The organism is Serratia sp. 121840015-1, assembly GCF_053627655.1.
This window is the reverse complement of sequence record NZ_JBSEYF010000001.1, coordinates 1,021,851-1,045,366: the sequence shown is the minus strand read 5'-3', so window position 1 is coordinate 1,045,366 and position 23,516 is coordinate 1,021,851. Positions and strand designations below refer to the sequence as shown.

Here is a 23,516-nt window from a genome sequence, read left to right as displayed (position 1 = left end):
ATGGCAAGCCATTTTTAATCACTGAACGACATGTCGCACATATTTGAAACGGTCGAGAGCCACATTTGCTTAAATAGGCCAAAAGATGTTGAAGCATCGGCTATTTTCTGCTTGCCAAACTGGCTGCGCCAGACCCCGCATTCTGATAGCGTTTTAACAAAACTTTCATCGTTTTGACGCATCTCCTTCTCGACGTTTTCGCTTTTTCGTCGCTTATAGCGTTAAAAAATTTGAATCTTTATGGAATGTCATATGCAACATTTGAATATCGATGAACGGGGGCCAATTTATTCAATGCTCCTCCGCCCCTTTGCCGTCGGAAAGCGCATTCACCATCGGCCTTCATCCCTGTCACCGCACGGCATGCGCCAGAGCGTGACGAGAGCCGGCAACCGCGCTGACACGCCGACCAACGGCTGCATAAGCATGCAACGTCCTGACGCCTCCCCCGCTGGCCGGTGGCTTCATCCTAAATAATCCGAAAACCCTAAATCTGAATAACCGGAATAACCTTATGAATAGCGAAAGTGCGGCATTGAATTAAATCCGGAAAATCGGGTGGTTATTTGAATCCCACCCCGCACTTATCAATTTTGCTAATTACTGCCACGCTTTCAAACCGTTGATCTTATTCTTTCCTCTCTACCACCGGGCGGATAGACAACGCCTGCTGCGAGTCCTGCAACGCGATGCGCTCGCCAATCTTCAGCGGATGGAATTGATGCTGTTCCAGCCCCGCCTCGCTCAGCGCCAGGTTCAGTTGCTGCGGCGGTTCGTCCAGCGATTCATCCGCCAGTTCGAATACCCCCCAATGGATGGGAATGGCTCGCGGCTGATTCAGCTCGCGATACAGCGCCACCGACTGCTGCGGATCCATATGTTGCTCCTGCATGAACCAGCGCGGCGCATAGGCGCCAATGGGCAGTGCCGCCACGTCGAACGGGCCCAACCGTTGACCGATTTCCGCCAACCGCGCCGAATAGCCGCTGTCGCCGGAAAAATAGAACCGCAGCGCCGGATGATGGATTACCCAACCGCACCACAGCGAGCGATTGCGATCCCACAACGTGCGCATGCTCCAGTGCCGCGCCGGCGTGGCATAGACCGTCAGCCCACCTAACGACAGGCTCTGCCACCAGTCCAGCTCATGCACCTTCAGCCGATAACGGCGGAACCAACGCTTCAAGCCGAGCGGCACGATAAACTCGGCCTGTGGGAAGCGCCGCGCCAGCTGCCGCACCGTGCGCCTGTCGAGATGGTCATAATGATTATGGGAGATCAGCACCGCATCCACCGCCGGCAATTGCTCCACCGTCAGCGGCGCCGGCGTTCTGCGCTTCGGCCCGTAGAAGCTCAGCGGCGAGGCGCGTTCGGACAACACCGGGTCGATCAGGATATAGCGGCCACCCAGCCGCAATAGCATGGATGCATGCCCCAGCCACCAGATGCTGTCATCGCTGCCGCTGAGATCGGCGGGTTGCCACCAGCGTTCGGTAAATTGCGCGTAGCCCTGCTGCGGCGGCCTGGGTAGCCCCTGCCGCTTGCGCTCATCCTGCCAACGCTGCAGGTCGCCCTCCTGGCGCTGAGAGGGTTCCGGGTTGCGAAATCCCTCCGGCGTGTGATGCGCCTTGGCCGCGTCGTAATAACGATTGATTCTCTTCATCCAGCCCCTTCTCCTGACCGCTGCGCCCCCTGCATGGGCGTGACTTTCAGTGTAACAAACCCGACGAGACTCGCACTTCGTCAGCCGTGCGCTGCATTGCGGGACCTTTTGCCGTATGCTGTTGTCTCACTCCGGTGAGACAGCCAGGGCCGCCAAGAGCCCGTTAAGACTCTCTTAAGATCTTTGTGATTGACTTGTAGAGCATACAGAAAAGGAGAAGTTATGAGTCGTTCTACATCCCGCAAATCAGGCATCGGCCTGGGGCGCCGTATTCGCAGCGCGCTGCTGGCGCAGAAGCAATACTGGAAAATGTATTTCGCCATGAAGCTGCGCCGTCTGCGCGTACCGGCGCCACTGGTTCTGCTGGGCGGTTCGCTGCTCGGGTTTTTCATGCTGACCCTGCTGATGCTCAGCGTGGTCGCCATCGACGTGATCAGCACCCTGCTGCTGCTGTGCCGGAAACTGCTGGGGCGGGGTCACGGTGAGGGGCGCGCCTTTATGCCGCGCGGCTGACGTAGAAAAGAAGCGGAGGCGCAGACTACGCCTCCGCCGCATACCGATTAGCGCTTGGCGCCTTTACGGCGCGTCAGCATAAACCCGCACCACAGCACCGCAATCCACACCGGCATCAGCAACACCGAAATGCGGATCCCTTCGCTGAAATACATAATCACCAGAATCAGGCCGAGGAACGCCAGGCACAGGTAGTTGCCGAACGGATACCACAGCGCCTTAAAGCTGGGGATGACGCCCTGGCGATTCTTGGCGGCGCGGAATTTCAGGTGCGCCAGGCAAATCATCACCCAGTTTATCACCAACGTTGACACCACCAGCGCCATCAGCAGCTCAAACGCCTTGCCGGGCATCAGGTAGTTGATCAGCACGCCAATCGAGGTAATCAACGCCGACAGCGCGATGGACAATACCGGCACGCCGCGTTTATTCACGCGCGTCAGCGCCTGCGGCGCATTGCCCTGGCTGGCCAGCCCGAACAGCATGCGGCTGTTGGCGTAAACGCCGCTGTTGTAGACCGACAGCGCGGCGGTCAACACCACCACGTTGAGCACGGTCGCCACCAGATTGCTGTTCAGCGCATGGAAGATCAGTACGAACGGGCTACCGCCCTCCACCACTTGCCCCCACGGATAGAGCGACAGCAGCACGGTCAGCGAGCCGATATAGAAGATCAGAATGCGGTACACCACCTGATTGGTGGCTTTGGGAATGCTGCGGCGCGGATCGGCGGCTTCCGCCGCGGTGATGCCGACCATTTCCAGCCCGCCGAACGAGAACATGATGACCGCCATCGCCATCACCAGCCCGGAGAAGCCATGCGGCATAAAGCCGCCCTGCTGCCACAGGTTGGTGATGCTGGCCTGTGGCCCGCCGTTGCCACTGACCAACAGCCAGGCGCCGAACACGATCATGCCGACAATCGCCACCACTTTGATGATGGCGAACCAGAACTCGGTTTCGCCGTACAGACGCACGTTCACCAGATTAATCAGGTTGATCAGCACGAAAAACAGCGCGGCGGAGGCCCAGGTGGGGATTTCCGGCCACCAGTACTGAATGTAGATGCCGACGGCGGTCAATTCCGCCATGCCGACCAGAATGAACATTGCCCAGTAGTTCCAGCCGGAAAGGAAGCCGGCGAAGTCGCCCCAATATTTATAGGCAAAGTGGCTGAAAGATCCGGCGACCGGCTCCTCCACCACCATTTCGCCCAGCTGGCGCATGATTAAAAACGCGATAAAACCGCCGATGGCGTAGCCCAACAGCACGGCGGGGCCGGCCATTTTAATGGTTTGCGCAATGCCGAGAAATAAACCGGTACCGATGGCGCCCCCGAGGGCAATAAGCTGTATGTGTCTGTTTTTTAAACCGCGTTTTAGCGGAGTGTCCTGATGCTGACCGCCCATCTTATCCTCATATGGCGTACACCCTTGCCGTTATCGGCCAAGATTTCACCAATCAATAAATGTATCTGCGGGCGGCTTTTTAACACTTAACCCCGTGAGCATCAAGGAGAAGCGCCCCGAGACGGCGGGCCGGAGCGCGATTTTTTTACCGTGAGAAAGCGGATAAGAGCGGCGTTTAGCCGGGCATTCCGCACAGTTTGGTCAGGTTGCGCGCGCCGATCATCAGCGTGGCGACATAAGATTGGCTACGCGTGACCACTTCCACCGCCACGCGATCGTTTTGATATTTTATCAGGTAGGTCGAGGGCCAGCCCTGACGGCGCTGGCCGAAGCTTTCGGCATGACGATCGATCGCCGCATGGGCAATCACCAGATGAGACAAGTTTTTATCACCTTTGATAATGCGCTTCATAAACAGCCTCCGCCAACGACAGCTCTGTTATTAGAAAAAGGAGAAACTCTTACCAATCACCGGTATTGTTCGAATCAGTTAGCCTGCCGGCTCATCAGGAAGCAGATCATCGCCGCGCGCAGCGGGCTGACGCTGTCCGCCTGCCATTCACCGCCCTGGGTGCTCATGCGCGCCTGCCATTGCGGGCTGTCGCTTTGGTTATCGGGGTTCAGACTGATTTTGTTGGCGCAAATGATCGGCCAGGCATCGGAGGGATTCTTGCAGTAATCTTTACCTTTCACACCACCGTAGGGATACCACTTGTCCGGGTTCTCCCCGGTCAGCAGCGCGATGCTGCGGTTCACTTCGGCATCGCTTTCTTCGTACCATTTAATCATCGGCTTTATCCATCTTTCGTAAGGTTCGCGCTACATTACGATGTCTGTACGACAGTTTTATGACAGCGCCGCCGGTTTTCACATTATCTCTACTAATGCTTTGCCCCCTTTATCTTTCCTTAGCGCCTGCGTAAACTTTTCCCTCTGTTCAGCGCCCAGGAAATGCATGCATGTTGACCGGCCTCAATCACCTGACGCTCGCCGTCAGCGATCTCGATCGCAGCTTCGAATTTTATCGTCATCTGTTGGGGTTTACCCCGCACGCCCGCTGGCAGGGCGGCGCTTATCTCTCGTTGGGGGCGTTGTGGCTGTGTCTGTCGCGGGATGAGGCCCGGGCGCAACAAAGCGCGCGCGATTACACCCATTACGCCTTCAGCGTAGCGCCGGAACACATTGAGCAGGTCAGCGAGCGGCTGCGCCAGAACGGCGTCAAAGAGTGGAAGAGCAATCGCAGCGAAGGCGAATCGCTCTATTTTCTCGATCCTGACGGGCACCAGTTGGAGATCCATGCCGGCGATCTGGCCAGCCGCCTGGCGGCATGCCGGGAAAAACCGTATCAGGGCATGGTGTTTTACTGAGGCGCCCCGGCGGCGCTGCCGCCGGCCGGAGCATCATGCTTAACGTTCGGGGATAAAACCTTTGAAATCCAGCGCGGGGCTGAGATCGTCGTCGTCAGCAGCATCGCCGCCATCAGCGCGTGCACGGTGCGCTAGGCGTTTCAACAGCGCCGTTTGTTGGCGTTGTTGCTCGGCAATCTCCTGCAGCAGACGAATCTGCTCGTTGGCGCGCACGCTGGCGCGGTTCACCAGAAACCAAACCCACAGCCCAACCAGCAACGCCACGGCGGCGAGGGCCAGCGACAACAGGCCGTTCTGGCCAAAACCTAAATCGTACATGGACAACCCTATCTACTGCGACATTCAGGCCGCCATCTTAACACTCGCGGCGGCCGTGCGAACATCCCTGCCAAAAATTGCTTACCAGGGCACGAAGCGCGTTACCGAGCAGATGCCCAGCGCAAAGTTTCCGCCATCGTCGCAATAACTGTCCAGCGCCAACAGGTAGAAAAACAGGCAGGCAGCGACGGCCGTCATTATCACGAGGATTTTTTTTCGCAACAAATTTAGCAGCCTCATTGTTATCCGGGTAATCTATCGCGCATGTTATCACAGCGAAGTTAAACGAAGTTTAACTTGTCGTTTAGATTTCTGGCTATCGCCCGGTTTTCAGACTGTTACCCTTGCCGTCATGCCGTTGTCGTGGCTAGATGGGCCCTCAGGGACAATGAGGAAGCACAATGAGCAGATTGATTAAGTGGGTACTGGTGTTGGCGGTCATTTACGGCGGCTTTTTGATCTCGGGTTACGGCGTGCTGATAGGCAGCAACAAAAACGTTGGCGGGTTGGGATTGCAGTGCAAATACCTGACGGCGCGCAACGTGTCGATCGCCCAGTACGTCAATGGCGACAACGGTTTCATCGGCGTAGCCGACTGCCCGCTGTTCAAGAAAATCGAAACGGTGGTGGATTAACCGCCACCGCCCGACGCCGCCGCCCTGCGGCGGCCCCGCCTCAGCTGCGGGTGAACTTCATCTCGATCAGCGCAATCGCCTTGTCAATCGCGCGGCGAGTCACCGGATCGGCGCCTGCAGGATGCGTGGAGAAATCGATGCTTTTAAGCTGACCCGCCATCTTGTCACGCACTTCGGTAGGCGCAATCACGTCGATAACGTCCAGAATCTGTTTGATGACCAGTTGGCAAGCGACCAGATCGGAAGCCAGTTCCTGCTCGTTGCTCAGCATGTCAGACATAATAATTTTCCTCTTGATTCAAACGCCGCACAGAATAGCACGCCGCCTGCACCATTGCCCGCTCTCCCCGCCTTTTTCCCCCTTCTGCGCACCGCCGGGCAAAAGCCCGCGGCGGATTAGCCTATACTTGCAGCATGACGGTGGCAAAAACCACCCGTAAGCCACAACCAACAGGAGAAAGTTATGGCGAATCACAATGTGAAATCCTGGGCGACAGTGCGTGAAACTTCGGTGGAAATCGCCGAAGCTATTTTTGAACTGGCAGGGAACGACGAAGTGTTGGCACAGAAGATCTGGGAAGAAGGCAGCGACGAAGCGTTGGAGAAGGCCTTTGCCAAAACCACCGCCGATCAGCTTTATTGGGGAGAGGAAACCGTCGAGCGGAAAAACGTTTGAGCGGCTACGCAACAAAAAGCCCGGGTTTCTGACCCAGGCTTTCCCGATTCGCGATCGTCCCGCTCAGCGGCGTGCAATGTCTCTTGCTCTCACGGTTCTTCACCTCCCACACCTTCCGCATTTTTCATGCTCATCACCGGCATCGCCATAAAAGCGCCGACGCCCACGATTACAACCAGAGTAATAATCACTGTCATTAACATGCGATCACCCCATCAACGTTGAGTTGTTACGGCTGACTCTGTTTTGGCGGTTACTTGCTGTGGCCTTTTCCGCGTCACCCACCGCGGCGGCGACAGTCTCAGATTAGCCGTTTTTCCTTTCTACTGACAAGCTGTGGTTGAACGGTTTTTCCGAATAATTGCCCCCCGTCACCGGCGGCGTTTTTGTCCGCGGCGGCAAGTTGTGTATACTTCACCGCTATGTAGATCTCACACTGACGCACTGATGATACAAGAACACCATCTCTCATTGGTCTGCGCCCTCAGCAAATGGGTCGAAACTCACCTTGGACGAGTGATCCATCTCGAAGAGCTGGCCGAGTACTCCGGCTACTCGCTGTGGCACATGCAGAAGCTGTTCAAAGAAGCGACAGGGATTTCGCTGGGCAAATACATTCGCGAACGCCGTCTGGCCGGCGCGGTTTACCAACTGCGCAGCAGTGAAGCGTCGATCTTCGATATCGCCCTGGACTTTGGCTTCGGCTCACAGTCCCACTTCACCTACATGTTCAGAAAGCGTTTTAATATCACGCCTTATGATTTCCGTCAGGATTTGAGCGTCGATCTGCACATCGACCCGCCGTTGCACGTCATTCACCAAAAATCCGCCTGACGCCCGCCGTAAACCGGCGGGTTAACGCGCCCCCCATACCGCCAGCATCGCGATCAAGGCCGGCAGCGCCTGCACCCACAGGATCTTGCGGCTGGCGGTCAGCCCGCCGAACACCCCGGCCGCCAACACGCACCCGAGAAAGAACAGCTGCAGCGCCATGTCCTCACGCCAGTAGCCCCATGCCAGCCCCAGCGCCAGAAAACCGTTGTACAGCCCCTGATTGGCGGCCAATACCCGCGTGGCCGCGGCAAACTCCGCCGTTGTACCGAAGGCGCGTCTGCCGAGCGGCGCACGCCACAGGAACATTTCCAGCACCAGGATATAAAGATGGAGCACCGCGATGAGCAACAGCAAAATATCGGCAAACAGCTTCATGAGTGTCCCTATCGCTTATTGAAGATGTCATTAAGTATAATCGCGTAGCCTCTATCGCCAGACAACGGCGATAAAAAAACCCGCCGAAGCGGGTTTATGCAGGAGTCATTTTTTGAGGTTAGTTTAATACGGCGACCAACAATGCCGCGACAGAGACCCAAAACAGCGCCGTGGCAATCACGACATGGGACAGTCTTGCACGATAGAGTACCTGGCTCATAATGACCTCACTGACATCTGACTAACGGGAGACAACCTGACTTCCTGAGGATTATCCTAAACTTCTTCTCATTGTCATTATATGCGCCAGATCACTGTTCTGCCGATAAACCTTATTCTGTGGTAAAGCTGGAGCCGCGATCACAGTAATTTCGCCTTATTAGAGCGAAATAAGCCGAATAATCGCGGCGATTATATCCTAACGCTATCAAACATCGCCCCAGGGCAGGCGCGGCGCGGTCATCCGCTCGCCGGAATAACCGCTCACCGGCGGAAAACGCGGCGCCCCTTGTTCCCAATCATGCTGGGCCCGAGTAATTTCAGCCTTGGTATGGCCAACGAAATTCCACCAGATAAGAATCTCTTCGTTTAACGGCGCGCCGCCAATTAATAATCCCCGGCTGCCTTTCTGTGCATTTAACTCGATAGAGTTATTCTTCATACCCAAATAGGCAAACTCGTCAGGTGAAAAGGTTTCACCATTAAGTTCGAATTCTCCCATCAGGGGCAAGAAGCCGATTTCATAGTCATCGCGCAGCGGCAATTGCACCGTCGCCGCTTCCTGCCATTCCATATCTATGGCGATTAATGGCGAAAGGGTAAATACCGGCGAACGATAAGCGTCAAATTCGCCGACCAGCAAACGGTGATTCACGCCGTTATTCTGCCACTGCGGCAAGTCGGGATAATGATCGAAACGCGGTGCCATGTCGGCATGTTCGGCCGGCAACGCTATCCATAATTGTGCGGCATGCAATCGCCTCGGTTCGCCCACCGACTGTTCAGTATGTGCGATCCCGTGCCCAGCGGTCATCAGATTGACCTGGCCCGGACGGATCACCTGCTCGCTGCCGAGGCTGTCGCGGTGCAGCACTTCGCCTTCGATCATCCAGGTGAACGTTTGCAGACCGATGTGCGGATGCGGCCCCACATCCATGCCGGGCGAGGTACCGTTGAATACCGTCGGCCCGGCGTGATCGAGAAAGCACCAGGCACCGACGGTGCGCCTTTCCCGGGTTGGCAGCGCGCGGTTGATCGGAATGCCCCCCACTTCGGCGTTACGCACGGCAATACGCTGGATCTGGCGCACGCCGTCAACGACGGGGCACTCGCGTGAGGGTGAAGAGAGCGTAGGACGGGACTGACTCATCGCAAAGACCTCCTGAATGGCGCCGATTCGCCAAGGGATAACCGTCCCAGCTTAACACAGGACAGCTCACCTCACAGATCGGCGGCGCTCAGGCGCATTCGCGCGGATTAGGACGCTTTGATATAGCAGCTTTTGATGTCAACATCGTCGTGCGCGTGCCTGAGATCGGAGAAATAGGTCACGCCAAAGAGAATTGATACCACCAGCAGCACGGAAACCAACAGGCCGATAATCGCCAGCAGTTTGGTTTCATCATGGAGATTAGGCTCCATTTTATCTCCCCTAGTTAATCGCGTCAGGTCACCCACAGCGTGACCGCCAGCGTAAAGATAATCAGTGAGCAGGACGCCACCGCCAACACGACGATAGCAAATTGCGCATCACCCAAGGTTTCTCGATAGTTTTTATCCATTGAGGCGTTACGCTGTTGTTTCACTAAATCGGTTTTCACTCGTTCAACTGCTGCATTGCTGTTTGGCGGGGCAAAAGGCCCCTCAGTATAAGGCGTTAACGTTGCCGCCTTGGGCGTTCCGGCCTCAACCGGGGCATGACGCTATCAACTTTCCCCATCAGGGTCAACACCGCACCTGCCGGCGAGCGAGCGGGTACACAGGGTAGATGTAACCGACATTGATATAGCAAGGGAATAAGAGACGGCGATTACAGAGGACAAAAAAAAGCCCGGTACGCAACCGGGCTCTGGCAGAGCGACAGATTATTGCGGGATACGCAACACCTGCCCCGGATAGATCTTGTCCGGGCTCGACAGCATCGGCTTGTTGGCTTCGAAAATCTTGTTGTACAGATTGGCGTTGCCGTACATCTCTTTGGAGATCGCGCTCAGCGTATCGCCCTTCTTCACGGTGTAGAAACGGCTCTCGGCGTCGGATTGCGCCACCGCCACCTTGTCTTCCACGCCGCTGATGCCGGCCACGTTGCCGATCGCCACCAGGATCTTCTCTTTCAGCTCCTGGCTGACGGCATCGCCGGTCACTACGGCTTTACCATCGACCACCTGCACATCGACTTTGTCGGTGCCTGGCAGGCCGCTCTTATCGAGATGCTCCTTGAGTTTGGCGCTTTGATCTTCGGCGGAGGCATTGCCGGTGACTGTGTCCCACAGTTTTTCGCCCGCTTCTTTGACGAAGTTAAACAAGCCCATATTCACTCCTTTTGATGGTTGCACTGATGCATTGAAGTAAGGCTTGTTAAGCTTAGCATCGTCAAAAGGATATGCCATCCGCTCCCGGCGTCAGAAATGGTTAGAGAATTCCGAAAGTGCCGTCAGCGGCGTCTCGATGGCGATTTATCACGCAATGATGCTGAAAAATCGCGCTTTTTTACCTACACTGTTGCCTACAGGGCGGTTCGACGAAGGAGGCATGCAACGATGTACGCATTGGTGATGTTTGTCTGTTATCTGGATGGCGGCTGCAGTGAAATGGTGGTCGATATATTGCGCGACGAACCGCAATGCCTGATCGCGATGAAGGAACAGAACCTGCGCCACGCCGGTTGTTATCCCATGGAAGAGTTTATCGACGGCTTTTGGTTACCGGCCAGCGAATATTCGGATTTTTAACGCCTTCCCCGTCCAGTGCTGAGGAATTTCTGATTTCATCGGAAACTTCGTCTGCCTCCGAGGCTTTAGGCCGCTGTTTTGCTAAATTGCGGCTCCCGAAGAAGAGAGACAGAGAAAGGTCATGTCAGCATCAGCTCATTCCAACGAGCATTATGAAATTCTGCTGCGCAACGTCAGCCTGGCGTTGGGCGATGCGGTGTTGCAGTTAATCAAAAACCATAAAAAGGTCTCCGGCAGCAATATTCTTTCACAGCTGGTCACGGAGATAGAACGCGAGCAGGATCAGCAACGCTTCGCCGCGCTGCGTTCTGCTATTGAGCTGGTCGGGCTGGCGCCTAAAAGTTGAGTTACCGATAAAAACGGAGGCAGGGCTTGCGCCCTGCCTGATTACCGATCCCGACACAGGATGAAGGTAATGATGGAAACTTAGAAGCGGTAGGTCAGGTTGACAGCAACAATGTCGTCGGTGCTCAGCTTCAGTTTGTTGTCGTCGTTCAACTGGTTGATCTTGTAGTCGACGTAGGTGTACATGTTTTTGTTGAAGTAGTAAGTCGCGCCCACTTCCACGTATTTCACCAGATCGACATCGCCAATCCCTTCAATGTCCTTGCCTTTGGACTGTACGTAAGCCACGGATGGACGCAGGCCGTTTTCGAACTGGTACTGAGCCACAACTTCGAAGTTTTGCGTTTTATTGGCGAAGCCTGAAACGCCGTTGCCGCTGATCGGCGTCATGTTGCGCGTATCGGCATACATGGCCGCCAGGTAGACCTGATTGGCGTCGTATTTGACCGCGGTGGTCCAGGCGGTGGCCTTGTCGCCTTTACCGTACTGCAGCGCTTTCTGAGCGCTGGTGCGGTTGGAGTCAGAGAACGCCGCCGCTACGCCGATGCCGCTGCCGCCGATGTCCTGATAGTCCAGAGACATGCCGTAACCGTCGCCGTTTTGCTTGCTGACGCTGCGGCCATCACCGTCGTTTTTACCCTGGTACTGCAACGCCAGGTTCAGGCCTTCTACCAAACCGAAGAAGTCACGGTTGCGGTAGGTTGCCAGGCCGTTGGAGCGCGCGGTCATGTAGTTGTCGGTGTAGCTGTAGGAGTCGCCGCCGAATTCCGGCAGCATGTCGGTGTAGGCTTCGGCATCGTACACCACGCCGTAGTTACGGCCGTAGTCGAATGAACCGTAGTTGGCGAACTTCAGGCCGGCGAAGCCCAGACGCGTTTTGGTGCCGGTGGTGCCCTGCGCTTCGTCGTGGTTGGAAGCAACCTGGTATTCCCACTGGCCGTAACCGGTCAGCTGATCGTTGATTTGGGTTTCGCCTTTAAAGCCCAGACGAACGTAAGTTTTATCCCCGTCCTCACCCTTGTCTTTACTGAAAACGTGTTTGGCGGCAACGCGACCGTACAGGTCGAGCTTATTGCCATCTTTATTGTAGATTTCAGCCGCGTTGGCGAAGGAGGAGATTGCCCCGAGGGCGACAGCTAAGGCTAATACACTGCGTTTCATCATTTATTTTCCTAGATATTATAATTAGAACCCTGCCCGTCACGCCCAATTTATAATTTGGGCTGTGATTTTATCTTTTGGTATTTTATGAGCGCCCCTAATGCGGGGGTGATGTGACATTAGCATCATGAATCAAAACTTAAAATCAAAAAGTTCATGAAACAACGAGGAGAAAGCATGTTTATTTGTAACTAAACATTTCAAAAAAGAAAACACATAACCTATTGAATATAAGAATTTTTTATAACATAACTTATAACTAAAATGGTGCAACGCACCAAATTGGTGCATTTTGGTTTCGTTTTGTTTGCTTTCTGCGCGATTCAAAAGTAACAACAATATTAGCATGGTTATTAAAAACGTTACTTATTTCACATTTTTATCTTAACAAACTCACCAGGCAATAAAGACCTTCAGCTAATCATCTGACACCGCCTTTTATTCATTCGCATAAAGGCGCGCATTTGGGACGAATAAAACTCGCTTTACGGCAATTTAAATAGCGGGAAATAGCAGGCTAAAATAATGAAGGGAATAACGGCGGCGCGCTGACGGCACCGCCGTGGATAAATCAATACAGCGTAGAGCGGGAAACTTCGCTCAACAACATACCGGCGCGCAGGCCCAACGCCACGTTGGGGTTAGGGAACAGTATCCAGGCCCCCTCTTGACCCACGCGATAGTCCTCCTGCGGCTGCTCGCACAGCAACATGCCCGGTTTCAGTTCGGTGAAGTTGGCCGTGTCATCGTCCAGGTGCAGCGTAAAATCCTCGCTGTGTTTAATCAACGAGTGCATCACGCGGAAAACCCGAATCGGGTCGCCCGAACGCACCGGCAAGGCTCCTTCGCTGACCGCCGCCCGCAGAGCGCGATCGATGGCGGCGAACTGCTGCAGATCGTTGCTGCCGAACGGCCGCGCCTTGCCCAGCTCGAGCGTACAGCTCGCGGCATTGAGATGCTCGCTGGAGTAGTGGCTAAAAGTCCCGCCCGGCGCGCTGTGTACCACTAACGCATCCAGATCGGCCGCATCCAGCAGCTTCAACATCGGCTCACTGTACGGGCGTTTCTGGAAGGGCAGAATGCCGAAGCGTGGCAAACGCGATTCACGGATGGCGGTGTGCAGATCGTAATGGAAACGCACCGCCTGTTCGCCATCGAAAAAGGCGGCGAGCGCACGCTCCAACTGCTGCGCGCGCACGGTTTCGCCGCTGGCGGCGAAGTTGCGGTAGCGGCCGCCAAACATGCGGTTCATATCGCTGTGCAGATAACGCTTGCTGGCCCGCATCGCCGCCGGGTTACCCAGCACCACCAACAGCCGCACCCTCAGCGACAACCGGCCGGCCAGCAGATCGCCGACCAGCTGATTGAGCAGTTCAATCGGCGCGGTTTCGTTGCCGTGCACGCCTGCCGATATCACCATCGCCTGGCGGTATGGCTGCCGTGGCGTGAGCTCCAGCACCCCTTCCCCCTGCCAGCGCCAGCGCAGCTGCGGGGTTTCACCTTGCCATTCGACGGGTTCGTTCCCTTCCAGCGTCAAGGGCAGTAGATCGATCATGCCGCCTCCCTTAGCGTTGGAATGGATAGATGGAGCCGAGACCGAGGATCGACGTCAGCGAATCCAGCGCCTCGCGCCCTTCGCGCAGCAGCAGCGGATCGGCCAGATCATCCTGCGTCAGGCGATCGCGATAATGGCGGTCGACCCATTCGTTCAGCGTCGCGAACAGCCGCTCGTTCATCATCACGCGCGGGTTAACCGCCCGCAGCTCCTGCTCGTTAAGCGCTACCCGCAGCCGCAGGCAGGCCGGGCCGCCGCCGTTGCGCATGCTTTCACGCAGGTCGAACACGCGAATTTCATCGATCGGGCCGCCGCTGCCGACCATGTCGTTGAGATAACGCCACACGCCGGCGTGCTGACGCGACTCCTCCGGCACGACGATCATCATCTTGCCGTTCGGCTTGGTAAGAATTTGGCTGTTGAACAGGTAGGTCGCCACCGCGTCCGCCACCGAGACGCGCTCCGTCGGCACTTCGATCGCCACCAGCTCGCTGTCCAGCGTCGCCATCTTGCGGCGCACTTCATCCAGCGCCTGCTGCTGGCGGTAAAACGCCTGCTGGTGGTGGAACAGCACGTTCTGGTTGCTGACCGCAATCACGTCGTTATGGAACACGCCCTGATCGATCACCGCCGGGTTTTGCTGCACGAAGACCGTATGCTGCTCGTCCAGCTGGTGCAGGCGAGCGATCGCCTCGCCGGCTTCGCGCGTCTGGCGCGCCGGATAACGCGCCGGCGCCGTTTCGCCGCCGAACTCCTGCCGACCGTAGACGAACACCTGCACGCTGCGTTTGGCATAGTCGCCGCCCAAACGGTTGTGGTTGGCCGCCCCTTCGTCACCGAACAACGCCACCTGCGGCAGCGCCTCATGGTGGGCGAAATGCCGATCGTCGCTGAACATCGCCCGCAATACGGCGGTGGTGGTTTCCGCTTCGATGGCGCGGTGGAATTTGTTATTCAGGTTGGCGGCGGTGAAATGCACCTTGCCGTCGGCGCTGTCCGCCGAGGGCGATACGGTGGCTGCATTGGCGGTCCACATGCACGACGCCGAGCTGAGCGCCGACAGCAGGCGCGGCGACTGACGCATCGCCTGCGCCAGCACCGCCTCATCGCTGCCGCTGAAGCCCAGGCGCCGCAGCATCGGCAAATGCGGGCGCTCCTGCGGCGGCAGTACCCCTTGCTGGAAACCGAGATCGGCCAACGCCTTCATTTTCAGCAAGCCTTGTTTCGCCGCCAGCTTCGGGTTCGATACGCTGTTTTGATGCTGCGTCGACGCCTCGTTGCCGAACGACAACCCGGCATAGTGGTGCGTCGGCCCCACCAAACCGTCGAAATTGACTTCATATCCTGACATGTTCATCCCCTGGGGATAGCGTGCAGCGACGCCGGCGCGCCGCCGCAGACGATTAACGGAACGCCAAGCCCGGCGAGAGCGTCGTCGGCAGCGACAGGCTTTCACTTTCCAGCGAAGCCATCGGCCAGGCGCAATAGTCCGCCGCATAGAAGGCGCTTGGGCGATGGTTGCCGGAGGCCCCCACGCCACCGAACGGCGCCGCGCTGGACGCCCCGGTCAGCGGCTTGTTCCAGTTGACGATGCCGGCGCGCGCTTCCAGCAGCAATCGCTCGAACAGCTCGCGCTGCGGCGATACCAGCCCCACCGACAGGCCGTAGCGCGTCCGGTTGGCCAGCTGCAGCGCCTCGTCGAAATCGCGGTAACGCACGATGGTGGTCAACGGCCCGAAATACTCTTCATCCGGTACGCCGGCCACGCCGGTCAGATCGACGATGCCCGGGCTGAGCAGCGAGCTGCCCGGCTCCAGCTGGCGCAGGGCCAGCAGCGATTTGCCGCCCAGCGCCAGCAAGTGCTGCTGCGCTTTCAGCATGTTTTCCGCTGCGGCTGCCGACACCACCCCGCCCATGAACGGCTGCGGTTCGGCATCCCAGCGGCCGACCCGCAGTTCGCCCGCCACCTGGACCAGACGCGCGATAAAGGCATCGCCTTCGGCCCCCTGCTTCACCAGAATACGGCGTGAACAGGTGCAGCGTTGGCCGGCGGAGATAAACGCCGATTGGATAGCCAGGTTGACCGCCGCATCGCGATCGTCGAAACCGTCGACGATCAGCGCGTTGTTGCCGCCCATCTCCAGCGCCAGGATCTTCTCCGGCTGCCCCGCCAGTTGGCGATGCAGGTGATAGCCGGTGCCGGCGCTGCCGGTGAACAGCAGGCCGTCGATATCCGCGCTGGCCGCCAGCGCTTCGCCGGTCTCGCGGCCGCCTTGCACCAGGTTGATCACCCCGTCCGGTAGACCGGCCTGCAGCCACAGCTTGAGGGTCTCCTCGGCGGTCAGGGGCGTCAGCTCGCTCGGTTTGAATACCACGCAGTTACCGGCCAACAGCGCCGGCACGATATGGCCGTTCGGCAGATGGCCGGGGAAGTTGTAAGGCCCGAACACCGCCAGCACGCCGTGCGGACGATGGCGCAGCACCGAAGCGCCGTCGGCCATCGCCGTCTGGCTAAAGCCGGTGCGCGTCTGATAGGCCTGCAGCGAAATGCCCACCTTGCCGATCATCGCCTGAATTTCGGTCAGCGTTTCCCAGCGCGGTTTGCCGGTCTCGCGGCTGATGGTTTCCGCCAGCGACTGCTTGTGTTCTTCCAGCAAGGCGGCGAAGCGTTTTACCAGCTGTTCACGCTGCTCGAACGGCGTACGTGCCCAGGCAGGGAACGCGGCACGCGCGGCTTCGCAGGCGGCGGCAACGTCACCGGCATCGGCGGCGTTGGCTCGCCACAGCGGCTGGTTGCCGACCGGATCGGCTTTGCCGAACTCGGCGCCGCGGCCCTGCCGCCAGACGCCGTTAATCAACAGTGCTGGATGGGACATCATGCTTTCTCCTGTGCAATAAGGGGGAGCACCCGCACCGGGCTGCCCTGCTCGACGCCCAGCGCCGCGGCGGTGGCGGCGTTGATATGCAGGCGGTCGTCATACAGATCGGCATTGACCAACAGTGCGCGGTAGTTCTGATAGTTGTCGTTGGCCACCAGATGCACCGGCGCGTCGGCGCGCATCGGCGTGTCATCCAGCACCACTTTCACCAGGCGGCTCTGCTTCACCGCGCGGATGTGATCGATCTCGGCTTCCAGCGTCGGGCCGCCGTCGAAGATATCGACGTAGCCCTGATAGCTCAGGCCTTCCGCCTCCAGCAACCGGCGCGCCGGCAAGGTCTGCGGATGCACTTCGCCGATCACTTTCTGCGCGTCTTCGGCCAGGAAATCGACATACAGCGGATGTTTCGGCATCAGCTCGGCGATAAATGCCTTTTGCCCGGTGCCGCTCAGGTAGTCCGCCTTGGCGAACTCGATGGAGAAGAAATGGTGGCCGACGCTCTCCCAGAACGGCGAACGGCCGTTTTCATCGGAGAAACCGCGCATCTCGGCGATCAGGCGCCGTGAGAAGCGCTCGCGGAACGCGGCAATAAACAGGAAACGCACCTTCGACAGCAGCTTGCCGTTCTCGCCGTGACGATAATCCGGATCGAGGAACAGCGTGCACAGCTCCGAATGGCCGGTATGGTCGTTGCTGAGGAACAGCGTCGGCACCGATTTATAGACGTTCAGCTGTTTGGAAGCGTGCACCTGCGTGCCGACGCGGAAGCTGTACCAGGGTTCCGCCAGGCCGACGGCCACTTCGATCGCACAGACACCCACCGCCTGCCGGCGCTCGCTGTCCTCCAACACGAACAAATAACACTGGTCACTTTGCGGAAGTTCGCCTTGCCAGGTTTTTAACGCCCGCTCAATGCGTGCCGACAGGGTATCTTCATTTTGCGGCAGTGAAGTGAGACCAATGCCGGATTTACCGGCAAGCGTCAGTAAATCCGCCAGATCGCGACGCTCTATAGGGCGAATAATCATCATAATGCGAACCTCTTCTGAATCAGGCTGCGCCGGTGAAGGCGCAGCCCGCTGATTAGCTGCAAATGCGCGCCACGGCGCGCGCGAATCGCGCCAGCCCCTCTTTCACATCCTGCTCAGGGATGATCAGCGACGGCGTGAAACGCACCACGTCCGGGCCGGCGATCAGCGCGATAACGCCTTCTTCATTGGCCAGCTGGGTGATCTGCTTCGCTTTGCCGGCATAGTCTTTCGTCAATTGGCAGCCGATCAGCAAACCGCCGCCGCGAATCTCGGCGAAAATCGGATACTGGCGGTTGATGTCGTTCAACCCGTCGATAAACCACTGGTGACGCTGTTTGACGCCTTCCAGCACTTCCGGGGTGTTGATGATGGAGAACACCGCCCCCGCCACCGCCGTCGCCAGCGGGTTGCCGCCGTAGGTCGTGCCGTGGGTGCCGACGCCCAGCGTTTTCGCCAGCGCATCGGTGGTCAGCATGGCGCCGATCGGGAAGCCGCCGCCCAGCGCTTTGGCCGTGGTCAGCACATCAGGCACCACGCCGTACTGCATGTAGGCATACAGGTGGCCGGTGCGGCCGACGCCGGTCTGCACTTCGTCGAAGATCAGCAGCGCATTATGGCGATCGCACAGTTCACGCAGCCCCTGCAGGAAACTGGCTTCCGCCGGTAGCACGCCGCCTTCGCCCTGGATAGGCTCGACGATCACCGCACAGGTGCGATCGTTGATAAGCTCGGCCGCCGCGGCCAGATCGTTATACGGCGTATGGGTGATGCCGCCTGGCAGCGGTGCAAAGTCCTGCGAATATTTTGGCTGGCCACCGGCGGACACCGTAAACAGCGTACGGCCGTGGAACGCGTTGTTGAACGCCACAATCTGATCTTTACCGGCGCCGTGCTGGTCGTGCGCATGCTTGCGCGCCAGTTTCAGCGCCGCTTCGTTGGCTTCAGCGCCCGAGTTACAGAAGAACACCTTGTCGGCGAAGGTGGCGTCGATCAGCTTTTTGGCCAGGCGCAGCACCGGTTCGTTGGTATAGCCATTGCCCAGATGCCACAGTTTGCCCGCCTGCTCCACCAGCGCCGCCTTGACCGCCGGGTGCGCATGCCCCAACGCGTTAACCGCAATGCCGCCGGCGAAATCGATGTAAGACTTACCCTGCTGATCCCACACCTGCGATCCTTCTCCCCGCACCAGAATAAAATCGGCAGGGGCATAAACCGGGACCATCCAGTCATCGAAAGACTGGCGGGTAACTGCGATTGGCTGTTCCATAGTGACCTCATAATCTCAGCAAAGGCTGAATTTTGACTGTAAGGACCGCTCAAGCCCGGCTAGGCCGCCACAATGCAAAAAAACCGTTGTTCAAAACCGACTTTCCCGGCGGAGAAAATGCTGTCCCTTACCGCTGATTTAGAAACAAATCTGTTACATAAAATCGGTTTTTCACTATTTATGGCGTATATCCGGTCCCTGAGCGGGGAGTAAATGTTAACGAGCAGTTAAAATACATGTCGTTTGATAAAGAGTGTAGAGCAGCTATCGTGCCAAAACGGGATTTTTGCCGTATTTTGCTATTTTTTACGTTAAAACAACGGCTTATAATGAATATTTATTCATTTTCTATGCATTGGTAATGCATAAATTAAAAAATAAGGCCTAAAATCATCATTGCGCGCGAAATCCTATTCAATTACGAAAAACTTCAGGATTTCTGATCGGGCTCGCAAAAATAATTTTCCCCCCTTTGCTCGCTATCACGCTTTTTGCCCCCATCGGGTGCAGCGGTGCGCCAAAATTGTGCAACGCGGCAGCGACGCAGAGATCTCCCCCGCCATGCTCCCGAAACAGGGCCGCGCTGACCGTGGCTCCTGCTTTGTGCGCCAGCGTCTACACTGTGATCCTGACCGCCCCTTCTCTTCTGCGCACAAGGAGTCACCATGCCCAAGAAAACCGTCGATCTCAGCCAGCCGCACGCCCAGCACGACATCCGCGCGTTTCTCGACGCGCTGAATGCCGGCGGCGGTAAACCCATGGAACAGATGAAGCCCAAAGAGGCGCGCAGGGTCTTGGAGGACGCGCAGCGCAGCGTCGAGGTGCCGCTGCGCGAGGTCGAGATCAGCGAGAAAACCATTCACGTAGAAGGTCAGGATATTCTGTTGCAGCTGGTGCGGCCGGCCAGGGTCAAAGAGGCGTTGCCGGTATTCATGTTCTTTCACGGCGGTGGCTGGGTGCTGGGCGATTTCCCCACCCATGAACGGCTGGTGCGCGATCTGGTGCACAGCTCAGGCGCGGTGGCGGTGTTCGTCAACTATCCCCGTTCACCGGAGGTGCGCTACCCTGAGGCGATCAACCTGGCTTACGCCGCCACCGAATGGGTGGCCGAGTACGGCGAGAAGATCAACGTCGACGGTTCGCGGCTGGCGGTGGTCGGCAACAGCGCCGGCGGCAATATGGCGGCGGTGGTCAGCCTGATGGCCAAAGAGAAAGGCATACCGGCGCTGCGTTGCCAGATCCTGCTGTGGCCCGTCACCCGCGCCCAGTTTGATACCGACTCCTATCATCAGTTCGCCGAAGGCCATTTCCTGACTCGCAACATGATGAAGTGGTTTTGGGACAGTTACGCGCCCGATAAGGCGCAGCGCAAAGACATCTACGCCTCGCCACTCAACGCCACACCGGAACAGCTGCGGGGTTTGCCGCCGGCGCTGGTGCAAACCGCCGAGCTGGATGTGCTGCGCGATGAGGGCGAAGCCTACGCGCGTCTGCTCGATGCCGCCGGCGTCGAGGTCACCTCCACCCGCTATAACGGGCTGATCCACGACTATGGCCTGTTGAATCCGCTCGCCCACGTCCCGGCGGTGCATTCGGCGATCCACCAGGCCGGGCGCGCGTTGAAGCACTACCTGTCCTGACGCTAGCCGACCACATGGCACGCCACCTGATGACCGGGCGCCACGCTGCGCAGGCGCGGCGCCTGTTCACGGCACTGCGCCGTGGCCTGCGGGCAGCGCGGGTGGAAACGGCAGCCGTGCGGCGGGTTGGCGGGATTGGGCGGCTCGCCGCTTGCTGCCCGCGGCAGCGAGCGATGCACATCCAGCGTCGGCACCGCCGCCAACAAGGCCTGCGTGTAGGGATGCAGCGGCCGACGAAATAACGCATCGCGGTCGGCACTCTCGACGATCTGCCCCAGGTACATCACCGCCACGTCCTGACACAGGTGCTCTACCACGCCGAGATCGTGCGAAATAAACAGCAGCGTCACCCCCTGCCGTTCCTGCAAATCGGAAAACAGATTGATGATCTGCGCCTGAATCGACACGTCGAGCGCCGATATCGGTTCGTCGGCGACGATAAACTCCGGCTGCAGGATCAGCGCGCGCGCGATGCCGATGCGCTGGCGCTGGCCGCCGGAAAACTCATGCGGAAACCGCCCGTAATGCTGTGGAGACAGCCCGCAGATCGACAGGGTATCGAGCACTCGCTCGCGCAGTTCCGCCTTGCTCGCCAGGCCGTGCTGCAACAGCGCTTCGCCGATGGCGTCGCCCACGCGCAGGCGCGGATTCAGCGAGCTGTACGGATCCTGAAACACCAGCTGCATTTTCGGCCGCAGGGCGCGCAACGCCTCTTTGCTCAGGCTATCCAACGCCTGCCCTTTGAACATCACCTCGCCGGCGGTTTTGTCGTGCAGGCCGAGCAGCGTGCGGCCAACGGTGGTTTTGCCGCTGCCGGACTCGCCCACCAGCCCGAAAATGCGGCCCTTGCGAATGCTGAAGCTGACGTCGTCCACCGCCTTCAGCTGGCCGGTGGTTCGCCCGAACAGCCCGTCGCGCAGCGGGAAATATTTCTTTAATCCTTTCACTTCCACCAGAGGTTCAATCGACATGCGGGCGCCCTCCCGCGTTGAGGAAACAGGCGGACTGGCGCTGCGGTGTGCCGTACAGCGGCGGAATGCCATCGCGGCAGCGAGCGGAGGCCTGCGCACAGCGCTCGGCAAACGCACAGTGTTCAGGCAAGCGCGCCAGATCCGGCACCTGGCCGGGAATGGAATACAGACGGCGGAGCCGCTGGCCCGGCACCGGCCGCGAGGCGATCAGCCCCTGAGTATAAGGATGCCGCGGCTCGGCCAACACTTCCCGGGTCGTGCCCTGCTCGACGACGCGCCCGGCGTACATCACCGCCAGCCGGTCCGTCATCTGGGCGATCACCCCGAGATCGTGGGTGATCAAGATCATCGCCATGTTGTGTCGCCGGCTCTGCTCGCGCAGCAACGCCAGGATCTGCGCCTGTACCGTGACGTCGAGCGCCGTGGTCGGCTCATCGGCGATCAGCAGCGCCGGGCGGCATCCGATCGCCATGGCGATCATCACGCGCTGCAGCATGCCACCGGACAGTTGATGCGGGTAGCAGCGCATCAGCGCCTCCGCGCGCGCCAACCCCACTTCCGTCAAGAGTTGAATCGCCTGACCCCAGGCCGCTTTCGGCGACAGGGCCAGGTGGCGAATCAGCGGCTCCACCAGCTGTTCGCCGAGGGTCAACACCGGATTGAGCGCGCTCATCGGCTCCTGAAAGATCATCGCCAGCCGGTTGCCGCGCAGATCGGCCATCTTTGATGCCCGTAGCGACAGCAGGTTCTGCCCTTCAAAGCGAATTTCACCGCCGTCTACCTGCGCCAACGGCTGCGGCAGCAGCCCCATCAGCGCCATGGCGGTCACGCTTTTGCCGCAGCCCGACTCGCCGACGATCCCCAGCGTTTGCCCGGCCTGCAGCTCAAGGCTGACCTGCTGCACCGCCCGCACCGGCCCTTGCTCTCCCTGAAACGACACCGACAGTCGATCGAACGCCACCAGCGGTTGGCTCATCGTGTTACCCCGTTCATTTTCGGATCGAGCGCGTCCCGCAGACCGTCGCCCAAGATATTGATCGCCACCACGGTGACGAAGATCGCCAGCCCCGGCGGCATCCACAGCCAGGGGCGGCGCTGAAAGTCGATCAGGCTGTTGGCGGCATCCATCATGTTGCCCCACGATGGCGTCGGCGGCACCACGCCTAGCCCGAGGTAGCTCAACGCCGATTCGCTGAGAATGGCGTTAGCCACCGCCATGGTGGCCACCACCACCAAAATCGGCACGGTGTTGGGCAGCAGATGGCCGAATAGACGCCGCCGGGTGGAGAGCCCCAGCACCTCGGTGGCCAGCATGAAATCCCGCTCGCGCAGCGACAGGATCTGGCCGCGCACCAGCCGCGCCAGCGACGGCCAGCCCAGCAGGCTCAGCATGATCATCACCATGTAGATGCGGTAGTCCGGCGAGACGTCGAGCTCGGTCAGCATCGCCCCCATGATGATCAGCAGCGGCAGGCCGGGAATGGTCATCAGCAGATCGGCGAAGCGCATGATCAGCCTGTCCGCCACGCCGCCCAAATAACCGGCGAGCGCCCCCAGCACATAGCCCAGCGTCACCGACAGCAGCATCGACACCAGGCCGATGGTCAGCGATATCCGCCCCGCCAGCAGCAGCCGGGTGCAGATATCGCGGCCGAGAAAGTCGGTGCCCAACCAGTGCGCGCCGCTCGGCGCCTGATTGATATTCAGCACATCGCCGGCGTCGTCGCGCCACGGCGACAGCGACGGCCCAATCAGGCACAGCAACGCCAACAGCACCAGCAACGCCAGCGAGATCATCGCCGGCCGGTGGCGACGCAGTCGTCGCCAGGCCTGCGCGGCGGGCGGCGGCGACAGTTGCGCCAGCGCGGGCAGTTGGGCCTGACGCCAGCGGCGGCGGCGGCCGAAAAACAACTTAGCCAACATAGC

Annotated in this window: 30 protein-coding genes; 8 read left to right on the top strand and 22 right to left on the bottom strand. The window is 58.7% G+C overall.

From position 1 onward, the window contains the following. Nucleotides 1-14: 14 nt before the first annotated feature. Nucleotides 15-182: a hypothetical protein gene (locus tag ACUXAC_RS05020; protein ID WP_154618193.1), complete on the bottom strand. Its 168-nt coding sequence runs from the start codon at nucleotides 180-182 to the stop codon at nucleotides 15-17. Between the two features lie 446 nt (nucleotides 183-628). Beyond that, the gene (locus tag ACUXAC_RS05015) at nucleotides 629-1,663 is read right to left on the bottom strand and encodes an MBL fold metallo-hydrolase (RefSeq protein ID WP_060423987.1); all 1,035 of its coding nucleotides are present in this window, start codon (nucleotides 1,661-1,663) and stop codon (nucleotides 629-631) included. Nucleotides 1,664-1,885: 222 nt separating this feature from the next. On the opposite strand from ACUXAC_RS05015, the gene ACUXAC_RS05010 reads away from it, so the two are divergent. After that, nucleotides 1,886-2,176, top strand: a complete 291-nt coding sequence (locus ACUXAC_RS05010; RefSeq protein WP_044031054.1) for a hypothetical protein — start codon at nucleotides 1,886-1,888, stop codon at nucleotides 2,174-2,176. A gap of 47 nt (nucleotides 2,177-2,223) precedes the next feature. Here ACUXAC_RS05010 and ACUXAC_RS05005 read toward each other — a convergent pair whose 3' ends face one another. The 3 genes from ACUXAC_RS05005 to ACUXAC_RS04995 form a co-directional block, all read right to left on the bottom strand. After that, nucleotides 2,224-3,585 carry an amino acid permease gene (locus tag ACUXAC_RS05005; RefSeq protein ID WP_038877059.1) on the bottom strand — a complete coding sequence of 454 codons (1,362 nt, stop codon included), beginning with the start codon at nucleotides 3,583-3,585 and terminating at the stop codon, nucleotides 2,224-2,226. Nucleotides 3,586-3,760: 175 nt separating this feature from the next. Next, nucleotides 3,761-3,997 (bottom strand): DUF4060 family protein, encoded by a 237-nt coding sequence (locus tag ACUXAC_RS05000; protein WP_004927680.1) that lies wholly within the window; start codon nucleotides 3,995-3,997, stop codon nucleotides 3,761-3,763. A gap of 74 nt (nucleotides 3,998-4,071) precedes the next feature. Beyond that, a complete protein-coding gene (locus tag ACUXAC_RS04995; RefSeq protein ID WP_038877055.1) occupies nucleotides 4,072-4,374 on the bottom strand; it encodes a phage protein NinX family protein in 303 nt (100 codons plus the stop codon). Between the two features lie 170 nt (nucleotides 4,375-4,544). Between ACUXAC_RS04995 and fos the strand changes: the two genes are divergently transcribed. After that, complete coding sequence (gene fos / locus ACUXAC_RS04990) at nucleotides 4,545-4,952, top strand: fosfomycin resistance glutathione transferase (protein WP_038877053.1); 408 nt, start codon at nucleotides 4,545-4,547, stop codon at nucleotides 4,950-4,952. Nucleotides 4,953-4,991: 39 nt separating this feature from the next. Here fos and ACUXAC_RS04985 read toward each other — a convergent pair whose 3' ends face one another. Both ACUXAC_RS04985 and ACUXAC_RS04980 read right to left on the bottom strand, forming a co-directional pair. Beyond that, nucleotides 4,992-5,270 (bottom strand): YebO family protein, encoded by a 279-nt coding sequence (locus ACUXAC_RS04985; RefSeq protein ID WP_060423990.1) that lies wholly within the window; start codon nucleotides 5,268-5,270, stop codon nucleotides 4,992-4,994. Between the two features lie 81 nt (nucleotides 5,271-5,351). Next, a complete protein-coding gene (locus tag ACUXAC_RS04980; protein WP_004927688.1) occupies nucleotides 5,352-5,510 on the bottom strand; it encodes a PhoP/PhoQ regulator MgrB in 159 nt (52 codons plus the stop codon). A 161-nt stretch (nucleotides 5,511-5,671) separates the two neighbouring features. On the opposite strand from ACUXAC_RS04980, the gene ACUXAC_RS04975 reads away from it, so the two are divergent. Beyond that, complete coding sequence (locus ACUXAC_RS04975; RefSeq protein WP_387441396.1) at nucleotides 5,672-5,905, top strand: YobH family protein; 234 nt, start codon at nucleotides 5,672-5,674, stop codon at nucleotides 5,903-5,905. 40 nt (nucleotides 5,906-5,945) lie between these two features. Here the strand turns inward: ACUXAC_RS04975 and ACUXAC_RS04970 are convergent, their stop codons facing one another. Further along, nucleotides 5,946-6,185, bottom strand: coding sequence for a DUF2766 family protein (locus ACUXAC_RS04970; protein ID WP_025303170.1), 240 nt, complete (start codon nucleotides 6,183-6,185; stop codon nucleotides 5,946-5,948). A gap of 183 nt (nucleotides 6,186-6,368) precedes the next feature. On the opposite strand from ACUXAC_RS04970, the gene ACUXAC_RS04965 reads away from it, so the two are divergent. Continuing rightward, the gene (locus ACUXAC_RS04965) at nucleotides 6,369-6,581 is read left to right on the top strand and encodes a YccJ family protein (protein WP_004927694.1); all 213 of its coding nucleotides are present in this window, start codon (nucleotides 6,369-6,371) and stop codon (nucleotides 6,579-6,581) included. Between the two features lie 447 nt (nucleotides 6,582-7,028). Beyond that, the gene (locus tag ACUXAC_RS04960; RefSeq protein WP_004927697.1) at nucleotides 7,029-7,415 is read left to right on the top strand and encodes a helix-turn-helix domain-containing protein; all 387 of its coding nucleotides are present in this window, start codon (nucleotides 7,029-7,031) and stop codon (nucleotides 7,413-7,415) included. Between the two features lie 21 nt (nucleotides 7,416-7,436). Here the strand turns inward: ACUXAC_RS04960 and ACUXAC_RS04955 are convergent, their stop codons facing one another. The 5 genes from ACUXAC_RS04955 to lysM all read right to left on the bottom strand — a co-directional run bounded on the left by ACUXAC_RS04955 (nucleotide 7,437) and on the right by lysM (nucleotide 10,321). Beyond that, entirely contained in the window at nucleotides 7,437-7,784 is a 348-nt protein-coding gene (locus ACUXAC_RS04955; RefSeq protein ID WP_225529049.1) for a DUF1304 domain-containing protein, read from the bottom strand. A gap of 433 nt (nucleotides 7,785-8,217) precedes the next feature. Then, nucleotides 8,218-9,159, bottom strand: coding sequence for a pirin family protein (locus ACUXAC_RS04950; protein ID WP_084827682.1), 942 nt, complete (start codon nucleotides 9,157-9,159; stop codon nucleotides 8,218-8,220). A 107-nt stretch (nucleotides 9,160-9,266) separates the two neighbouring features. Further along, complete coding sequence (locus ACUXAC_RS04945) at nucleotides 9,267-9,431, bottom strand: hypothetical protein (protein ID WP_164491940.1); 165 nt, start codon at nucleotides 9,429-9,431, stop codon at nucleotides 9,267-9,269. A gap of 23 nt (nucleotides 9,432-9,454) precedes the next feature. Further along, on the bottom strand, nucleotides 9,455-9,610 hold the full coding sequence (locus tag ACUXAC_RS04940) for a hypothetical protein (RefSeq protein ID WP_387441401.1): 156 nt from the start codon (nucleotides 9,608-9,610) through the stop codon (nucleotides 9,455-9,457). A gap of 264 nt (nucleotides 9,611-9,874) precedes the next feature. Next, nucleotides 9,875-10,321, bottom strand: a complete 447-nt coding sequence (gene lysM, locus ACUXAC_RS04935) for a peptidoglycan-binding protein LysM (protein ID WP_016927389.1) — start codon at nucleotides 10,319-10,321, stop codon at nucleotides 9,875-9,877. A gap of 228 nt (nucleotides 10,322-10,549) precedes the next feature. On the opposite strand from lysM, the gene ACUXAC_RS04930 reads away from it, so the two are divergent. Both ACUXAC_RS04930 and ACUXAC_RS04925 read left to right on the top strand, forming a co-directional pair. Then, nucleotides 10,550-10,741 carry a YdfD/YebW family protein gene (locus tag ACUXAC_RS04930; protein ID WP_038877040.1) on the top strand — a complete coding sequence of 64 codons (192 nt, stop codon included), beginning with the start codon at nucleotides 10,550-10,552 and terminating at the stop codon, nucleotides 10,739-10,741. A 121-nt stretch (nucleotides 10,742-10,862) separates the two neighbouring features. Then, complete coding sequence (locus ACUXAC_RS04925; protein WP_387441403.1) at nucleotides 10,863-11,087, top strand: biofilm development regulator YmgB/AriR family protein; 225 nt, start codon at nucleotides 10,863-10,865, stop codon at nucleotides 11,085-11,087. 80 nt (nucleotides 11,088-11,167) lie between these two features. Here the strand turns inward: ACUXAC_RS04925 and ACUXAC_RS04920 are convergent, their stop codons facing one another. The 6 genes from ACUXAC_RS04920 to ACUXAC_RS04895 form a co-directional block, all read right to left on the bottom strand. Beyond that, entirely contained in the window at nucleotides 11,168-12,250 is a 1,083-nt protein-coding gene (locus ACUXAC_RS04920; RefSeq protein ID WP_141968286.1) for a porin, read from the bottom strand. Between the two features lie 568 nt (nucleotides 12,251-12,818). Further along, nucleotides 12,819-13,802 (bottom strand): succinylglutamate desuccinylase, encoded by a 984-nt coding sequence (gene astE / locus ACUXAC_RS04915; protein WP_454266533.1) that lies wholly within the window; start codon nucleotides 13,800-13,802, stop codon nucleotides 12,819-12,821. Nucleotides 13,803-13,812: 10 nt separating this feature from the next. Then, on the bottom strand, nucleotides 13,813-15,153 hold the full coding sequence (gene astB, locus ACUXAC_RS04910; protein ID WP_038877031.1) for an N-succinylarginine dihydrolase: 1,341 nt from the start codon (nucleotides 15,151-15,153) through the stop codon (nucleotides 13,813-13,815). Between the two features lie 52 nt (nucleotides 15,154-15,205). Further along, nucleotides 15,206-16,678, bottom strand: a complete 1,473-nt coding sequence (gene astD, locus ACUXAC_RS04905; protein WP_387441900.1) for a succinylglutamate-semialdehyde dehydrogenase — start codon at nucleotides 16,676-16,678, stop codon at nucleotides 15,206-15,208. Continuing rightward, nucleotides 16,678-17,712: an arginine N-succinyltransferase gene (astA, locus tag ACUXAC_RS04900; protein ID WP_038877029.1), complete on the bottom strand. Its 1,035-nt coding sequence runs from the start codon at nucleotides 17,710-17,712 to the stop codon at nucleotides 16,678-16,680. Before astA ends, astD begins: the two co-directional genes overlap by 1 nt. Before the next feature lie 52 nt (nucleotides 17,713-17,764). Further along, on the bottom strand, nucleotides 17,765-18,979 hold the full coding sequence (locus tag ACUXAC_RS04895) for an aspartate aminotransferase family protein (RefSeq protein WP_070914693.1): 1,215 nt from the start codon (nucleotides 18,977-18,979) through the stop codon (nucleotides 17,765-17,767). A gap of 665 nt (nucleotides 18,980-19,644) precedes the next feature. Here ACUXAC_RS04895 and ACUXAC_RS04890 point away from each other — a divergent pair. Then, entirely contained in the window at nucleotides 19,645-20,619 is a 975-nt protein-coding gene (locus ACUXAC_RS04890; protein WP_100395664.1) for an alpha/beta hydrolase, read from the top strand. A 2-nt stretch (nucleotides 20,620-20,621) separates the two neighbouring features. Here the strand turns inward: ACUXAC_RS04890 and ACUXAC_RS04885 are convergent, their stop codons facing one another. Genes ACUXAC_RS04885 through opp4C form a run of 3 tightly spaced genes read right to left on the bottom strand, consistent with a single transcriptional unit; the run spans nucleotide 20,622 to nucleotide 23,513 of the window. Then, nucleotides 20,622-21,590 carry an ABC transporter ATP-binding protein gene (locus ACUXAC_RS04885; RefSeq protein ID WP_060424011.1) on the bottom strand — a complete coding sequence of 323 codons (969 nt, stop codon included), beginning with the start codon at nucleotides 21,588-21,590 and terminating at the stop codon, nucleotides 20,622-20,624. Next, nucleotides 21,580-22,566: an ABC transporter ATP-binding protein gene (locus ACUXAC_RS04880; protein ID WP_060424013.1), complete on the bottom strand. Its 987-nt coding sequence runs from the start codon at nucleotides 22,564-22,566 to the stop codon at nucleotides 21,580-21,582. Before ACUXAC_RS04880 ends, ACUXAC_RS04885 begins: the two co-directional genes overlap by 11 nt. Beyond that, complete coding sequence (opp4C, locus tag ACUXAC_RS04875; protein ID WP_387441409.1) at nucleotides 22,563-23,513, bottom strand: oligopeptide ABC transporter permease; 951 nt, start codon at nucleotides 23,511-23,513, stop codon at nucleotides 22,563-22,565. Before opp4C ends, ACUXAC_RS04880 begins: the two co-directional genes overlap by 4 nt. Between the last annotated feature and the right edge of the window lie 3 nt (nucleotides 23,514-23,516).

Bases quoted from the DNA above. Each gene is read 5' to 3' on its own strand.
- ACUXAC_RS05020 (WP_154618193.1), bottom strand. From the start codon at position 182: ATGCGTCAAAACGATGAAAGTTTTGTTAAAACGCTATCAGAATGCGGG.
- ACUXAC_RS05015 (WP_060423987.1), bottom strand. From the start codon at position 1,663: ATGAAGAGAATCAATCGTTATTACGACGCGGCCAAGGCGCATCACACG.
- ACUXAC_RS05010 (WP_044031054.1), top strand. From the start codon at position 1,886: ATGAGTCGTTCTACATCCCGCAAATCAGGCATCGGCCTGGGGCGCCGT.
- ACUXAC_RS05005 (WP_038877059.1), bottom strand. From the start codon at position 3,585: ATGGGCGGTCAGCATCAGGACACTCCGCTAAAACGCGGTTTAAAAAAC.
- ACUXAC_RS05000 (WP_004927680.1), bottom strand. From the start codon at position 3,997: ATGAAGCGCATTATCAAAGGTGATAAAAACTTGTCTCATCTGGTGATT.
- ACUXAC_RS04995 (WP_038877055.1), bottom strand. From the start codon at position 4,374: ATGATTAAATGGTACGAAGAAAGCGATGCCGAAGTGAACCGCAGCATC.
- fos (WP_038877053.1), top strand. From the start codon at position 4,545: ATGTTGACCGGCCTCAATCACCTGACGCTCGCCGTCAGCGATCTCGAT.
- ACUXAC_RS04985 (WP_060423990.1), bottom strand. From the start codon at position 5,270: ATGTACGATTTAGGTTTTGGCCAGAACGGCCTGTTGTCGCTGGCCCTC.
- ACUXAC_RS04980 (WP_004927688.1), bottom strand. From the start codon at position 5,510: ATGAGGCTGCTAAATTTGTTGCGAAAAAAAATCCTCGTGATAATGACG.
- ACUXAC_RS04975 (WP_387441396.1), top strand. From the start codon at position 5,672: ATGAGCAGATTGATTAAGTGGGTACTGGTGTTGGCGGTCATTTACGGC.
- ACUXAC_RS04970 (WP_025303170.1), bottom strand. From the start codon at position 6,185: ATGTCTGACATGCTGAGCAACGAGCAGGAACTGGCTTCCGATCTGGTC.
- ACUXAC_RS04965 (WP_004927694.1), top strand. From the start codon at position 6,369: ATGGCGAATCACAATGTGAAATCCTGGGCGACAGTGCGTGAAACTTCG.
- ACUXAC_RS04960 (WP_004927697.1), top strand. From the start codon at position 7,029: ATGATACAAGAACACCATCTCTCATTGGTCTGCGCCCTCAGCAAATGG.
- ACUXAC_RS04950 (WP_084827682.1), bottom strand. From the start codon at position 9,159: ATGAGTCAGTCCCGTCCTACGCTCTCTTCACCCTCACGCGAGTGCCCC.
- ACUXAC_RS04945 (WP_164491940.1), bottom strand. From the start codon at position 9,431: ATGGAGCCTAATCTCCATGATGAAACCAAACTGCTGGCGATTATCGGC.
- lysM (WP_016927389.1), bottom strand. From the start codon at position 10,321: ATGGGCTTGTTTAACTTCGTCAAAGAAGCGGGCGAAAAACTGTGGGAC.
- ACUXAC_RS04930 (WP_038877040.1), top strand. From the start codon at position 10,550: ATGTACGCATTGGTGATGTTTGTCTGTTATCTGGATGGCGGCTGCAGT.
- ACUXAC_RS04925 (WP_387441403.1), top strand. From the start codon at position 10,863: ATGTCAGCATCAGCTCATTCCAACGAGCATTATGAAATTCTGCTGCGC.
- ACUXAC_RS04920 (WP_141968286.1), bottom strand. From the start codon at position 12,250: ATGATGAAACGCAGTGTATTAGCCTTAGCTGTCGCCCTCGGGGCAATC.
- astE (WP_454266533.1), bottom strand. From the start codon at position 13,802: ATGATCGATCTACTGCCCTTGACGCTGGAAGGGAACGAACCCGTCGAA.
- astB (WP_038877031.1), bottom strand. From the start codon at position 15,153: ATGTCAGGATATGAAGTCAATTTCGACGGTTTGGTGGGGCCGACGCAC.
- astD (WP_387441900.1), bottom strand. From the start codon at position 16,678: ATGTCCCATCCAGCACTGTTGATTAACGGCGTCTGGCGGCAGGGCCGC.
- astA (WP_038877029.1), bottom strand. From the start codon at position 17,712: ATGATGATTATTCGCCCTATAGAGCGTCGCGATCTGGCGGATTTACTG.
- ACUXAC_RS04895 (WP_070914693.1), bottom strand. From the start codon at position 18,979: ATGGAACAGCCAATCGCAGTTACCCGCCAGTCTTTCGATGACTGGATG.
- ACUXAC_RS04890 (WP_100395664.1), top strand. From the start codon at position 19,645: ATGCCCAAGAAAACCGTCGATCTCAGCCAGCCGCACGCCCAGCACGAC.
- ACUXAC_RS04885 (WP_060424011.1), bottom strand. From the start codon at position 21,590: ATGTCGATTGAACCTCTGGTGGAAGTGAAAGGATTAAAGAAATATTTC.
- ACUXAC_RS04880 (WP_060424013.1), bottom strand. From the start codon at position 22,566: ATGAGCCAACCGCTGGTGGCGTTCGATCGACTGTCGGTGTCGTTTCAG.
- opp4C (WP_387441409.1), bottom strand. From the start codon at position 23,513: ATGTTGGCTAAGTTGTTTTTCGGCCGCCGCCGCCGCTGGCGTCAGGCC.